This is a genomic window from Pseudomonas sp. MWU347 (assembly GCF_017947305.1).
In the GTDB taxonomy this organism is placed as follows: Bacteria; Pseudomonadota; Gammaproteobacteria; order Pseudomonadales; family Pseudomonadaceae; genus Aquipseudomonas; species Aquipseudomonas putida_A.
The window spans coordinates 164,926-178,225 of the sequence record NZ_JAFGZB010000009.1 but is presented as its reverse complement, the minus strand read 5'-3'; the positions used below and the strand labels follow the sequence as shown (position 1 = coordinate 178,225).

17 protein-coding genes are annotated in these 13,300 nt (G+C 60.8%); 8 read left to right on the top strand and 9 right to left on the bottom strand.

The features are described 5' to 3' along the window. The first annotated feature begins 71 nt into the window (after positions 1-71). Entirely contained in the window at positions 72-434 is a 363-nt protein-coding gene (locus KCG87_RS20100; protein ID WP_098964369.1) for an NUDIX hydrolase, read from the top strand. Between the two features lie 4 nt (positions 435-438). Here KCG87_RS20100 and KCG87_RS20095 read toward each other — a convergent pair whose 3' ends face one another. The 3 genes from KCG87_RS20095 to KCG87_RS20085 form a co-directional block, all read right to left on the bottom strand. Next, positions 439-681: a DUF1652 domain-containing protein gene (locus tag KCG87_RS20095; RefSeq protein WP_003225919.1), complete on the bottom strand. Its 243-nt coding sequence runs from the start codon at positions 679-681 to the stop codon at positions 439-441. 109 nt (positions 682-790) lie between these two features. Beyond that, complete coding sequence (locus KCG87_RS20090; RefSeq protein WP_098964370.1) at positions 791-1,690, bottom strand: polysaccharide deacetylase family protein; 900 nt, start codon at positions 1,688-1,690, stop codon at positions 791-793. Positions 1,691-1,821: 131 nt separating this feature from the next. Next, positions 1,822-2,769, bottom strand: a complete 948-nt coding sequence (locus tag KCG87_RS20085; protein ID WP_210558739.1) for an ABC transporter substrate-binding protein — start codon at positions 2,767-2,769, stop codon at positions 1,822-1,824. Positions 2,770-3,061: 292 nt separating this feature from the next. Between KCG87_RS20085 and KCG87_RS20080 the strand changes: the two genes are divergently transcribed. The 4 genes from KCG87_RS20080 (at position 3,062) to KCG87_RS20065 (ending at position 6,234) form a co-directional block, all read left to right on the top strand. Then, the gene (locus KCG87_RS20080; RefSeq protein ID WP_098964372.1) at positions 3,062-4,048 is read left to right on the top strand and encodes an aliphatic sulfonate ABC transporter substrate-binding protein; all 987 of its coding nucleotides are present in this window, start codon (positions 3,062-3,064) and stop codon (positions 4,046-4,048) included. Positions 4,049-4,108: 60 nt separating this feature from the next. Then, positions 4,109-4,954, top strand: coding sequence for an ABC transporter permease (locus KCG87_RS20075; protein ID WP_134786671.1), 846 nt, complete (start codon positions 4,109-4,111; stop codon positions 4,952-4,954). Positions 4,955-5,002: 48 nt separating this feature from the next. Continuing rightward, the gene (locus tag KCG87_RS20070; RefSeq protein WP_135296055.1) at positions 5,003-5,683 is read left to right on the top strand and encodes an SOS response-associated peptidase family protein; all 681 of its coding nucleotides are present in this window, start codon (positions 5,003-5,005) and stop codon (positions 5,681-5,683) included. 278 nt (positions 5,684-5,961) lie between these two features. Continuing rightward, the gene (locus KCG87_RS20065) at positions 5,962-6,234 is read left to right on the top strand and encodes a hypothetical protein (RefSeq protein ID WP_097090314.1); all 273 of its coding nucleotides are present in this window, start codon (positions 5,962-5,964) and stop codon (positions 6,232-6,234) included. 41 nt (positions 6,235-6,275) lie between these two features. Here KCG87_RS20065 and KCG87_RS20060 read toward each other — a convergent pair whose 3' ends face one another. The 3 genes from KCG87_RS20060 to KCG87_RS20050 all read right to left on the bottom strand — a co-directional run bounded on the left by KCG87_RS20060 (position 6,276) and on the right by KCG87_RS20050 (position 7,504). Then, the gene (locus KCG87_RS20060) at positions 6,276-6,431 is read right to left on the bottom strand and encodes a hypothetical protein (protein WP_167734154.1); all 156 of its coding nucleotides are present in this window, start codon (positions 6,429-6,431) and stop codon (positions 6,276-6,278) included. Positions 6,432-6,494: 63 nt separating this feature from the next. Further along, complete coding sequence (locus KCG87_RS20055) at positions 6,495-6,806, bottom strand: AzlD domain-containing protein (RefSeq protein ID WP_166497451.1); 312 nt, start codon at positions 6,804-6,806, stop codon at positions 6,495-6,497. Then, positions 6,806-7,504, bottom strand: a complete 699-nt coding sequence (locus KCG87_RS20050) for an AzlC family ABC transporter permease (protein ID WP_135296056.1) — start codon at positions 7,502-7,504, stop codon at positions 6,806-6,808. Before KCG87_RS20050 ends, KCG87_RS20055 begins: the two co-directional genes overlap by 1 nt. 152 nt (positions 7,505-7,656) lie before the next feature. Between KCG87_RS20050 and KCG87_RS20045 the strand changes: the two genes are divergently transcribed. Beyond that, on the top strand, positions 7,657-8,043 hold the full coding sequence (locus tag KCG87_RS20045) for a DUF2784 domain-containing protein (protein ID WP_027612976.1): 387 nt from the start codon (positions 7,657-7,659) through the stop codon (positions 8,041-8,043). Here the strand turns inward: KCG87_RS20045 and KCG87_RS20040 are convergent. Then, the gene (locus tag KCG87_RS20040; RefSeq protein ID WP_134786673.1) at positions 8,040-8,567 is read right to left on the bottom strand and encodes a DUF3087 domain-containing protein; all 528 of its coding nucleotides are present in this window, start codon (positions 8,565-8,567) and stop codon (positions 8,040-8,042) included. The genes KCG87_RS20045 and KCG87_RS20040 overlap by 4 nt on opposite strands. 223 nt (positions 8,568-8,790) lie before the next feature. Between KCG87_RS20040 and ppnN the strand changes: the two genes are divergently transcribed. Then, positions 8,791-10,164, top strand: a complete 1,374-nt coding sequence (gene ppnN / locus KCG87_RS20035; protein WP_027612974.1) for a nucleotide 5'-monophosphate nucleosidase PpnN — start codon at positions 8,791-8,793, stop codon at positions 10,162-10,164. A gap of 308 nt (positions 10,165-10,472) precedes the next feature. Further along, positions 10,473-11,207 (top strand): transporter substrate-binding domain-containing protein, encoded by a 735-nt coding sequence (locus tag KCG87_RS20030; RefSeq protein WP_210558738.1) that lies wholly within the window; start codon positions 10,473-10,475, stop codon positions 11,205-11,207. Positions 11,208-11,340: 133 nt separating this feature from the next. On the opposite strand, the gene KCG87_RS20025 is transcribed toward KCG87_RS20030, so the two are convergent. Next, positions 11,341-12,735: an FAD/NAD(P)-binding protein gene (locus KCG87_RS20025; RefSeq protein WP_210558737.1), complete on the bottom strand. Its 1,395-nt coding sequence runs from the start codon at positions 12,733-12,735 to the stop codon at positions 11,341-11,343. After that, entirely contained in the window at positions 12,736-13,299 is a 564-nt protein-coding gene (locus KCG87_RS20020; protein ID WP_103368869.1) for an XRE family transcriptional regulator, read from the bottom strand. Between the last annotated feature and the right edge of the window lies 1 nt (position 13,300).

Below are 13,300 nucleotides of genomic sequence, written 5' to 3'. Positions count from 1 at the left end.
TTTGAATCCGGGCCCGGCTCGAATATTGCAGTTTTATTTCATTTATGTGACACGCAGTAAACAGGTAACAGATGAAAGTACGCGCAACCGTTATTTGCGAGCAGGATCGACACGTTCTCCTGGTGCGCAAACCCCGCTGTCGCTGGACACTGCCCGGCGGCAAGGTCGAGCCTGGGGAAACCAAAGCCGGGGCGGCGACGCGCGAGCTGCAGGAAGAAACAGCACTGGATGCCGAGCAGATGTTGTATCTGATGGAACTGCACAGCGGCAGCACCCAGCATCATGTCTACGAGGCGTCAGTGCTCGATCTTGAGCAGTTGCGCCCGCAAAACGAGATCACCGAATGCATCTGGCATCCGCTGGACGCGGTGCAGAATCTGCCCACCAGCGACGCGACGTTACGCATCGTGCAGGCGTTTCAACGGCGCTTGTAAGGTATCAGCCGGCGAATGCCCGGCGCCCGGCACTCATTTCCGTGCGCAATTCGCCAATGAAGTTGGAAATGTCGCGGATTGTCACCAGATGTTCCGGTGAGACGCCATTGAGCAACAACTCGACTCGCCCGGAGTCAGGCTCATAAACCTTGATCCGCAACAGTCCCTGCTCCACTTGTGTGCATTCGCATTCAAGCGACGGAAAGCCGGATTCGACAATCCGGCAGATGTCGGCAATAGCTAGCATGGGCGCACGCCTCGCAGGCGATGAGTCGATCGACCCGTTGAGCATAGATGAGCCCTCAGCAACCCGCCACCCCGAGAAGTGCCAACCCGATCACATTTTTCGCGCAGCCTTAGTGGGCGTCATGATCCCAGATCCAGTTCCACATCCCCGGCAACTGCACCGGCTGCGAACTCTGCTGAACCGTACGCGCCAGGGCCGCCTTCAACAGCGCCGCGTGATCATCGTAGAACGGTTTGTCCGCCAGTTTCACGCCAGTGGCGGCGGCGCTGTCGAGCAGGATTTGCAGGTATTCGCGGGTATGCCGCGCGGTGTAGCGGTTGAGGTCATGAAAGGTCACCACCACCGGAATCACCCCGTCTACGGTCGGAAATTCGCCGAGGGCAATGCGCTCGCGGACTTCCGATAGCTGGCGCAGCATATTCGCCCGACGTCGGGGACTGGCGTTGAAGCCCCAGATCTTGCCGTCATTGGCGCTCAAATCGGTCAACAACACGTGCAAGCCATGCTGCTGATACGCGGCGAAGGTGCGCTTGTCGTAATTCCAGAATGGCGGACGCAGCAGGATCGGTGCTGCTCCGGTGATCGCGGCGATATCCGCCGTGCCGTTGCGCAACGACTGCTCCAGTTCTTGCGGATCGAGCGAGCGATGATTGGTGTGCCAATGGGTGGCGGTATGGAATCCGAGGATGTGCCCTTCGGCGTGCTCGCGCCGCATGATGCCGCGACCAATGTCACTGTTACCGGCGCGAGGCGCGCGGGTCTGGACGAAGAACACCGCTTTGATGTCCGGTTGCACCGGGTTGACCTTGAGGCTATCGAGCACGGTCGCCGACGGATTCCAGAAACTCGAGGCGCTGGGGCCATCATCGAAGGTCAGCAGAAAGCGCACCGGGGCCTGGGACTTGAGCCGAGTTTCGGTTTGCGCAGTCATCTCGATCGGCGCGGCAATGCAGCCGGCCAGCCCGAACGCGATGGCCGCTGCACAGAGAAGATTGAACGCGTATTTCATGTTTTGCCTTGCGCCTGACCGTTGCGGCCCTGTTGTCGACTGGCAAAACTCCCTCGCCCTGATCCATCCCTGCGCCCGGTTTCGCGAGCCAGGCTTGGATAGGGTACACAGGCTTTGGTTCCGGCGCTCGCTCAGTCAGCCAGTGCCTGTTGAAATGAAGTATCGATGATTCCGGCGGTGGCCAGCGGCGCCGGCAGTGCCTTGACCTTGAACAGGAAGTCCGCGGTGCCTTGCAGGTCGACCGCCGCCTGCTGATCCACCGGCCCGACAGTCATGTGCGCCTGACGCAACCAGTGCCGTGAAACCTGCTGATCGAGATTGGCTTTCTTCGCCCACAGGTCCGCGTATTCGTCAGTGTGGCTGTCGACCCAGGCCCGCGCCTGTTTCAAACGCCCGAGAAAATCGGCGATCGCTGCGCGTTTGCTGTCGATCGACGGCGCCGACGCGGCAATCGCGCTGAGGCCCGGCATCAGGTTTTTCGCGGTGAGAATCGGCCGCGCACCGGAGAACACGATTTGCTGGGAGATATACGGTTCCCACACCGGGAAAGCGTCGATGCTGCCCTGTGGCAATGCCGCCGCGGCATCAATCGGCATCAGTTTGACGAAGTCGACGTAATTTTCCGGCAGACCGCCCTGCTCCAGGGCGCGCAAGGTCAGTTGCTGGCTCCAGGCGCCGGGCCAGTAGGCGACTTTCTTGCCCTTCAGATCCGCGATGGTTTTCACCGGCGAATCTTTCGGCACCAGCAAGGCGATAGTGTCCGGGTTCTGCCGCGACACACCGATCAGTTTCACCGGCGCCTGTTTGGCGGCGAGAAACAGAAAACCCGAATCGCCAAGAAAGCCCAGATCCAGCGAGCCGGTCTGCAACGCCTCGGCCAGTGGCGCGGCGGCCTGGAAATGCTTCCAGTCGACGCTGTAAGGCGCGTCTTTCAAAACGCCGGAGGCTTCGACCGAAGCGCGGATGTTGTAGTAGTTCTGGTCACCAACATGCAGGACCAACGGCTCGGCGGCGTGGGCAAGCGGTGCGGTGAATAACGCGGTCATCAGTGTGCTGCGGAGCAAACGAGAGAGCTTCATGGGAGGTCCTGCGACGGGATTTTGCATAGACCATAACGCTGTTGATAAACCGATTTTAAATTCGATTAAGGCATAAGCTCAGCGCCCGGAATGCTCACTGTCCGTTGCGCAACAGTGCATTGCCACAATGTTTCCCAAGCAACAGTTGAAAGGCGCTAAAACCGGGGAAAACCCCGTAAACATGGGTCGAAACGCACATGGCACAGAGCCTGCAATATTCCATTCATGCAGGACGCAGCCGATAAAAATATATTTTTGGACATAACAACCAGTGCCTTTGCCGGAGCGCCCCATGACATCGTTCTTACCGTTTATCCGCCTCAAAACGCTGCTGGTCGCCAGCGCCATGGCATTGAGCCTGCAACCGCTGGCCGAAGCCGCCGAAGCGCCGCCCGCGGAAGTCCATCTGGATTACGCCTACTACTCACCTGTGAGTCTGGTGCTCAAACATTTCGGTTTTCTCGAAAAGGCCCTGCCACAGACCAAAGTCAGTTGGGTGCTGAGCCAAGGCAGTAACCGTTCGCTGGAATACCTGAACAGCGGTGGCGTCGATTTCGCCTCCAGCGCCAGCCTCGCTGCAGTGCTGAGCCGGGCCAACGGCAGCCCGATCAAATCGGTATACGTTTACAGCCGTGCCGAATGGACCGCGCTGGTAGTGCGCAAGGATTCGCCGTACCAGAGCGTCGCCGACCTCAAGGGCAAGAAAATCGCCGCCACCAAAGGCACCGATCCGTACCTGTTCACCCTGCGCAGCCTGCAACAGGCCGGGCTGAAGAAAGACGACGTGGAACTGGTGCACCTGCAACATCCGGACGGTCGCACCGCACTGGAAAAAGGCGATGTCGACGCCTGGGCCGGACTCGATCCGCACATGGCCGCCAGCCAGGTGCAGGCCGGTTCACGTCTGCTGTATCGCAACCCGGCATTCAACAGCTACGGCGTGGTCAGCGTCACCGAGCAGTACGCCAAGGAGCATCCGCAAACCATCGACACCGTGATCAAAGCCTACGAGCAGGCGCGGGACTGGGCGCTGAAAAATCCCGACGAGTTCGCCGCGCTGCTCGCCAAGGAATCCGGTCTGCCGCTGGACGTGGCCAAACTACAGTTGTCGCGCACCGACCTGAGCAGTCCGCAACTGACCGCCAACGATGTGCAGGCCTCGAAGGCGGCGGCACCGATTCTGGTCTCCGAGGAACTGGTGCGGCGTGGGGTGAATGTCGATCAAGTCATCGATCAGTTGCTCGACAGCGGAGTGCAGCAAGCCGTCGCCCGCCAGTAATCGACCAGACTCACAGCCCATCCGCGCCCGACGCGGATTCGCTGTGAGCGGAGCCCACGTATGAGCACTCGCAGTAACGAACTGCCCGCGCCGCCTCGCAGCTTGTCGAGGCCGCGTCCTTCATCTCTCAACCCGACATGGCGACGGCGCCTGAAAGGCCTGGCCCTGCCGCTGCTGATCGTAATCGCACTGGAGTTCATCGTGCGTCTCGGCTGGCTGCCGTCCTATCAGATGCCGGCGCCCAGCGAGATCGCCCTGACCCTCACCGACCTCGCCGAAGGCGCCCTGTGGAAACACATCAGCGCCAGCCTGTTGCGGGTGTTGCTCGGTTTTGCAATTGGCGCCAGCCTGGCGCTGGTGTTCGCCGCTTGGGTCGGCCTGAGCCGTGAGGCCGAGGCTTATCTGGAACCGACATTCGCCGCGCTGCGTTCGATTCCGAGTCTGGCCTGGGTGCCGCTGTTGCTGCTGTGGCTGGGCATCGATGAAACCTCGAAGATCGTGCTGATCGCCATCGGCGCGTTTTTTCCGGTGTACGTCAACGTGGTCGCGGCGATTCGCAACATCGATCGCAAACTGGTCGAGGTCGGGCACATCTATGGCTTCAGCCGCTGGCAACTGGTGCGGCGGATTCTGCTGCCCGCCGCCCTGCCCGGCCTGTTCACCGGACTGCGCAGCGGCATGAGTCTGGCGTGGATGTTTCTGGTGGCCGCCGAGCTGATCGCCGCGACCAAGGGCCTCGGTTATCTGCTCAGCGACGGCCGCGAAACCTCGCGACCAGACATCGTGCTGGCGGCGATTATCGTGCTCGCCTTGCTCGGCAAACTCAGCGACGGTTTGCTCGCGGTGCTTGAACGCCGCTGGCTGGTCTGGCGCGACACGTTCACCGGTCAGGAGGCGCAGGATTGATTGGCCAGAGCCAACTATGCTGAAAGCGTCCACCCAGAGATTCGGCGCATGTGCGGAAGACTCTCGCAATACCGCGGCATTCACGACTTTGTCGCGGTGCTGAGCATTCCCGATGCGCTGATCAATCACGTCGGCGACGCTGCGCTGGAGCGCTACAACGCGGCGCCGACCACGTCACTCGCGGTGCTCCATCAACATGATCAACGCCTGTATGCCGACAACCTGCGCTGGGGCTGGCGCCCGCACTGGGCCAAAGACCGCGCGGCGCCAATCAACGCCCGCGTGGAGAAAGTCGCCCATGGGCCATTCTTCCGGGCGATCTGGCGTCATCGGCTGATCGTGCCCATCGACAACTGGTTCGAATGGGTCGACGGCCCGGATAAAACCCGACAGCCGTGGCTGATCCGTCGTGCCGATCGCGGGCCGGTTTTCTGTGCCGCCATCGGACAGTTTCCAACACCCGGCAGCGATGCTCGGGACGACGATGGATTCGTGATCATCACCGCCGACAGCGTCGGAGGCATGCTCGATATCCATGATCGAAGACCAGTGGTGTTCCGCGCGGAGCTGGCTGCCGAGTGGCTCGACCCGGCAACACCGGCGGAACGTGCCGAACAGATGCTGCTGTTCGAAGGTGAATCCAGCGAGGCATTTGCCTGGCACAAAGTCGGCAAAGCCGTCGGCAATTCTCGTAATCAGGGTGCCGGACTGATTGACGAAGTGGCTTAAAGATCCGTGATCTCACGCGTTTACCCTGTAGGAGCTGCCGCAGGTGATTACAGGTAACACTCGATCTTTACAGCTGGTGTTTCATCGCTGAGACAGCCCGGAAAAAACAGTCGTTTGAGCGAACTAACCGCCTGTCTGACATTTCAACCGTCATACATACATTTACATGCACTACGGATAGCATGCGCGCCGCATTTCCATTTGGCATACCAGTTGACCAAAGAGTCAGCAAAACCAGGAATCCCCTACAACTTTAACAAGCCTTGCAGAGAACTAAGTTGCGCGACGATTTTGCAATCAAACAGGCCAACGGCCTGGAGTGTATTTATCTGTCCATGACAGAACGCTTTCAACTCGACTGTTTTATCGGCCACTACATCAAGACCCGAAACCTGCGTTCAGTGCCGGACATCGAACGCATCCTGCGCACCACGCTCGAAAGCTATCCCGGTCACCCGCCGGTGATGGTCAACGAGCTCAATGCATGGATCGACAAGACTCTGGGCTATCGGGCGTCACACCCGGACTTCCCGCACCTGGAAGACCTCTGAACAACAAAAAGCCCCGCTGCTGCGGGGCTTCTTGCATGTTGTCAGAGTTTCACGTCAGGCCCGGTGAGTTCCTTGCCATCGTCGTGCTTCCACGTCTGTTCCTTGCGTTTCTCACGCTCGATTTCTTCTTCGCTGGGCTCGTCTACTTCATCGTCTACATGTTCGTCTTCATCTGGACGCTTTTGCTCGGTCGTCATGTGCACCTCGCCTTGTCAAAAATAGTCATCCAACCAGCTTAGAACAGTTTTTTTACCGGTAACTTACAACCACCAGCGCAGCAAAAAGAAAAACGCCATGCTCAAGAGCATGCTGAGCAAGGTATTGCGGGTGTACAGCACCAGCCCGATCGCTACGAGCGAACTCAGCAAATACGGATTATCCCACTGTAAATTCAACTGTTTGTCCGGCATGAACACGATCGGCCCGCAGATCGCCGTGAGCATGCCCGGTACGGCAAACCCGAGAAACTGCCGAGCATTGCTGCTCAAGCGCAGCGGCAGGCGCGGTTCGAGAAACACGTAACGGTTGAGGAACACCAGAATCCCCATGCCGAAAATCACTGCCCAGACCATCATGTGCGCCCCCGATAAAGCTTGTTGCAGACAAATCCTGCGGTCATCCCGGCCAGCCCTGACAACACCAGCGCCGAGCCCCACTGCCAATAGCTGAACAACACCGAGCAGAACAGTGACACCGCCACGCACACCACGGTCGGCACGTTACGCACCACCGGGGTGATCAACGCGATGAAGGTGGCGGCAATCGAGAAGTCCAGCCCCAGGTGCTCGAGCCCCGGAATGCTGCTGCCCAGGACGATGCCGGCCAGGGTGAAGAGGTTCCAGGCGATATAGAACGTCAGGCCGACGCCCAAGGCGTACCAGCGGTTGAACTGCTGGCGGTCATGCTGGCTGGTCAGGGCGAACAGTTCATCGGTGAGCAAAAAGCCCAGGCCGATGCGCCAGCGTCCGGGCAGCGGCGAAATCACCGGGCGCATGCTCATCCCGTACAGCAAGTGCTGCGAGGTCAGCAGCAGCGTGGTCAACAGAATGGAGAAAATACCGGCACCGCCCTTGAGCATGCCGATCGCCACCAGTTGCGCGGCCCCTGCGAACACGATGCTCGACAGGCCCTGCCCCTGTAACGGCGTGAGATTGGCTTCGATCGCCATGGAGCCGGCCAGCAGCCCCCACGGCGCCGTCGCCAGTGATAACGGCATGATCGCCGCAGCGCCGCGAAGAAACGCACGGCGCGGCATAAGTGAGTCAGACATAACGCTCTTCAACCGAGGAAACGGTCGCAGACTCTGCCAGCAAATGCCCCTTCGTGGCTTGAACAATCTTGCGCACTTGCGCTAAATCGCAGCGCCCCAGCGTCGCTGTCGGCGTACCATGGAGGCCTTCACAACCACGTCAGGGAGACGACATGCTGTACCGAATCGCAGCCGACGGGCTGGTGCTGTTCCATCTGTCATTCATTCTGTTTGTGCTGTTCGGCGGGCTGCTGGTGCTCAAGTGGCCACGCCTGATGTGGCTGCATCTGCCGGCGGCTGCATGGGGCGTGGCGGTCGAGGTGTTGCACCTGACCTGTCCGCTGACCTACTGGGAAAACCTGATGCGCCACGCCGCCGGGCAGACCGAATACGCCGGCGGCTTCATCGAGCACTACATTTGGCCGATCATCTACCCCGCCGGGCTGACGCCGCAGATCCAGTTGGCGCTGGGCAGCGTGGTGCTGGTGATCAACCTGCTGGTCTACGGGCGTCTGGCCCGCGCGTGGAAACTGCGCCGCGCCAGCCGTATTCCGTTTTAACGAGCGGCGGGTTTCAAGGCTTGCAGCCAGGCCGGATCCAGGCGCTTCTGGTCGATCTCCAGACCCAGCGCCTGCATCCGCTCTTTGTGCGCTTCGACTTCCCGGCGCAACTGCGCATGATCGCTGGAGTTACCGTCCAGTTCGTGCATCTGGGTCAGCCCCAGATGATAGAAGCGCAGCACCTTCATCGCGGTCGGATCGTTCTGTTCCACCGCAGCGGTCACCTGATGCATCACGTTGGTCACGCTCATCAGGCTGCGCTTGAGCCGCCAGCTATAGACCGCCGGGGCCATCCACGCCTGCTGCCAGAACTGCCCGCGCATCAGCGCCGCTGTCAGCAGGAAAGCCACGAACACCCCGCCGACATTGAACCGCAGGTTATCGCCGCCAGGCTCGCCGAACAGTGCCACCGCGGCCGTCGAAAGCACCATCGCCAGCACCAGGAACAGCACGGCAATGATCAACGTGCTGCGGCGGGTCTGCTGGCGAAACGTTGCTGGGTCCATCGGCTGGATCTCGAACATCAGGCATGACTTCCTTGAGCGATAAAAAGGGCAACGGAAAAAACTCGCTGCGCATTATCGCCTCTCTCGGGGATTTAGCTATGCTGGGGGCCCTTTTCAACTTTTCAGCGTCCAACGGGGACATGGCGGTACAGCGCAGATCGTGCCATCTTCATTCATGGATACACACTATTCGGATGCCATTTGCCTGCCATTGGAATGACATCGTTTTAAGGATCATTGCATGACCCAACGACACGTAATCAACGCCTCGGTCAGCCCGAAAGGCAGCCTGGAAACCCTTTCTCAACGTGAAGTTCAGCAACTGAGCGAAGCCGGATCCGGCAGCACCTACACCCTCTTCCGCCAGTGCGCCCTGGCCATCCTCAATACCGGCGCGCATGTCGACAACGCCAAGACCATCCTCGAAGCCTACAAGGACTTCGAAATCCGCATTCACCAGCAGGATCGCGGCGTGCGCCTCGAACTGCTGAACGCCCCGGCCGACGCGTTCGTCGACGGCGAAATGATCGCCAGCACCCGGGAAATGCTGTTCAGCGCCCTGCGTGACATCGTCTACACCGAAAACGAACTCGACAGCCAACGCATCGACCTCAGCACCTCGCAAGGCATCAGCGACTACGTGTTCCACCTGCTGCGCAACGCGCGCACCCTGCGTCCGGGTGTGGAGCCGAAAATCGTCGTGTGCTGGGGCGGTCACTCGATCAACACCGAAGAATACAAATACACCAAGAAAGTCGGCCACGAACTGGGCTTGCGCAGCCTCGACATCTGCACCGGTTGCGGCCCCGGCGTGATGAAAGGCCCGATGAAGGGCGCGACCATTGCCCACGCCAAGCAGCGCATCCATGGCGGGCGCTACCTTGGCCTGACCGAGCCGGGGATCATCGCCGCCGAAGCGCCGAACCCGATCGTCAACGAACTGGTGATCCTGCCGGACATCGAAAAACGTCTGGAAGCGTTCGTGCGTGTCGGCCACGGCATCATCATCTTCCCGGGCGGCGCCGGCACCGCCGAAGAGTTCCTTTACCTGCTGGGCATCCTGATGCACCCGGACAACGCCGGCCTGCCGTTCCCGGTGATCCTGACCGGGCCGAAACATGCCGCGCCGTATCTGGAGCAACTTGATGCCTTCGTCACCGCCACCCTCGGCGATGCGGCGAAGCAGCACTACGAGATCATCATCGACGACCCGGCCGAAGTCGCGCGGCAGATGACTGCCGGCCTCAAAGCGGTGAAGCAGTTCCGCCGCGAGCGCAACGACGCGTTCCACTTCAACTGGCTGCTGAAGATCGACGAAAGCTTCCAGCGTCCGTTCGATCCGACCCACGAGAACATGGCCAACCTCAAGCTGCACCGCGACCAGCCGCCCCACGAACTGGCCGCCAACCTGCGCCGCGCGTTCTCCGGGATCGTCGCCGGCAACGTCAAGGACAAGGGCATCCGTTTGATCGAAGAACACGGGCCGTACCAGATCCGTGGTGACGCGGCGATCATGCAACCGCTCGACGCGCTGCTCAAAGCCTTCGTCGCCCAGCACCGGATGAAACTGCCGGGCGGCGCGGCGTATGTGCCGTGCTATCGCGTGGTGGCGTAACTCTCCCGCCACCGCATCCCCCTGTGCCTGCCCCCCATGCAGGCACAACAAAACCAGAGTGGGAGCGAGCTTGCTCGCGAATAGGCCAGATCAGCCACTTCAGATGTTGACTGATCCACCGTTTTCGCGAGCAGGCTCGCTCCCACAGGTTGTGTGCCAGCCACAAATGCCAGGCACACCACAATGTTTCTGCGTGCGCCGATGCTGCCAATCAGCCTTTGTTTCTGACACAAAAGCCCCGTACATTCCGCACGACAGCCATCCCCGGCCCGTACTAAGCTTCGCGCTCAATTTTTCAGGGACGATTCATGAAACGGATTGCCGCGTGTCTGCTGTCACTCCTGGCCCTGGCAGCCGATGCAGCAGATCTGCAACTGCTCACCGACAACCATCGCCCCCTGCACTTTCAGCAAGGCGATCACCTGGAGGGTTACGGCGTCGACGTGGTGCGCGCGCTGGCAGAGCAAACCGGTGACCGGATCGACCTGCAGCAAGTCCCCTTGCTGCGAGCCTTGCGCACGGCCAGCGAAACAGCCAACACCGGCGTATTTACCGTCCTGCGTACTGATGAGCGCGATGACCGCTATCAATGGGTCGGGCCGCTGATCGAAGTCGAAACCGCGCTCTACGCCCATGCCAACAACCAGCCGCCGGTAAAAACCCTGCAGCAGGCGGATCAGGCCGGTCGTATCAGCGTGCCGCGCAAATGGCTGATCTACAGCTACCTTCAGCAGCAAAATCTGAAGAACCTCGACGGTGTCGAAACCCCGGAACAGATGATGCGTCTGTTCAGCCTAGGCCGGACCGATTTCGTGGTCTCCGACACCCTGTCCACCGCCGCGCTCGCCCGCACCCAGGGCATGGAACCGGGACGCTTGCAATATCAGATGTCGCTGATGAAACAGGACACCTACATCGCCTTTTCGCTGCAGACCGATCCGGGTCAGGTCAAACGCTGGCAACAGGCGCTGGAAACCTTGCGCGCCGACGGGCGCCTGGAGCAGATTCGCCAACGCTGGCTGATGAATGCACTTCCGAGATGACTGAGCTGCCCCGTTCAACTGTAGGAGTGAGCCTGCTCGCGATAGCGTCAGCCCCTTCAGCAATGAGGTGAAAGACCCACCGCTATCGCGAGCAGGCTCACTCCTACAGGGATCTGTGCAAGCCGGTCTGCTTTCATTCCACCAGCCGCGCCGCCAGCGCCTTCGCCTGCAATGCCACATCCGTCACCGCAGTGCTCTCCCACCACATCCCGCGCAATGGTGGCCCCATCGCGAACAGTCGGCCACCGGCCTGCCCTTCAGCATCCAGCACCGCACCGTCCACCGCCGCTGCAATCCCCAACGCCAACGGCCCCGGACGCACCAGCCCATGCGCCAGCAACTGCTGCGGCAGCGGGCGCGCGACGCGGCGCCAGTCGTACTCGATGCCACTGGAATTGATCAGCGCTGCACCTTGCACCACACAAGTTTGCGCCTCGCCGCGACGCCGAATTCGAATGCTCACACCCTCGCCCGTCATCGGCTCAAGCCCTTTGAACGACGCCGCCTGAATCCGCAACCGTCCTTCGTTGTGCAAGCGCTCAACCAATGCTGCACTCAGCGGCGGCGACCGGTGATGATGACTCTCCCACCACGGCCGCACATGGCGTACGAATTGTCGACGCTGCACGTCAGTCGCCTGACTCCACAGCCGTCCGATATGGGCCCGCACCGTGTCCAGCGGCGCCTGCCAATCGATGCCCTGAGCGATCGCCTCGCGGCAATGCCTGCGCAGCTCGCGCAACAACTGTCGAGGTGTGCGAATGCTCTGATCTTCGGCAAGAAAATCCACCCACGCCGGCGGTTGCCGACGCACATGGGGCAACAGTCCGTGACGGGAAAACACTTCGATCGGCCCGCGATGACCGGCCTGCTCCAGTGAAACCACGGCATCGACCATGGTCAGGCCGGAGCCGATGATCAGCACAGTCGACTGCGGATCGAGCTGACGCATGGCGGCGACATCCCACGGATCAAGCGCTGCGGCGTTCAGGCCGCTGGACTCTTTCTGCGGCGTGCGCGCGGCGGGGAACATGCCCGTAGCGAGCACGGCATAGGCGCCGCGCAGAGTCTGCCCATTGCTCAAGCTCATTTGCACCGAATCCGCATCAGTTTGCAGATCGACGACTTCAGCGCGAACGTGCTCGACGGTCGAACCATGCTGCGCACCAACGACGCGCGCCTCGGCCAGACGCTGCTGCACATACACGCCAAACAGCCCGCGTGGAGGGAACAGCTCACTGATTGGCACATTCTGCTCGGCAGATTCCGGCCAGCCACCGGCAGCGATGTGCGCGGTCAGCCATTGAGTCAGATCATCGGGGTTATCGGGGTCGACACTCATGCGCGCCGCATTGCCGTTGAGCGTGTGGCCCAGTTCAACGGCGCTGTAAGCTTCACCGCGACCGAGTTCGGCGCGCGGTTCGATGATCAGGATCCGACGCTGGCCGGGCAGTCGCAGCAATTGCACGGCCAGCATCGTGCCGCTGAGGCCACCGCCGATGATCAGGATGTCTGCGTTCTGACTCATTCAAATCACCACATTGCGCACAAAGCGCACCGCCACCGGCCCGTCATTGCGATAGCCATGGGGCTGGTTGCTGGCAAACATGAAAAACTCGCCGCTCGCAATGGTATTGGTCACATCACCCACCGTTAGCGTCAGGCAACCTTCGAACACATAAATCTGCTCGCTCCAGCCATCGGCGTCGGGTTGCGACGGATAGACCTCCCCCGGTTGCAGACACCATTCCCACTGTTCGACTTCACGGGTGGCGGTGGCCTTGGATAGCAGTACCGCTTTGCTCCCGGGAATCACCCCGGCCCACGCCACCTCGTTGATGCGGCTGGTATCGCGTGCGTCGGGGGCCTGGATCAGGTCGCTGAAGGCCACGTCGAGCGCTTCGGCAACGCGATCAAGGGTGGTCAGGCTGACATTCTTTTCCCCGGCCTCGATCGCCACCAGCATGCGCCGACTGACGCCGGACTTTTCCGCCAGCGCGGTCTGGCTCATGTCGGCAGCGTGGCGCAGGCGCCGGACGTTGTGACTGACGTGTTGCAGGACGGACGCCCGTTGGCTGGAATCTTTGTGCACT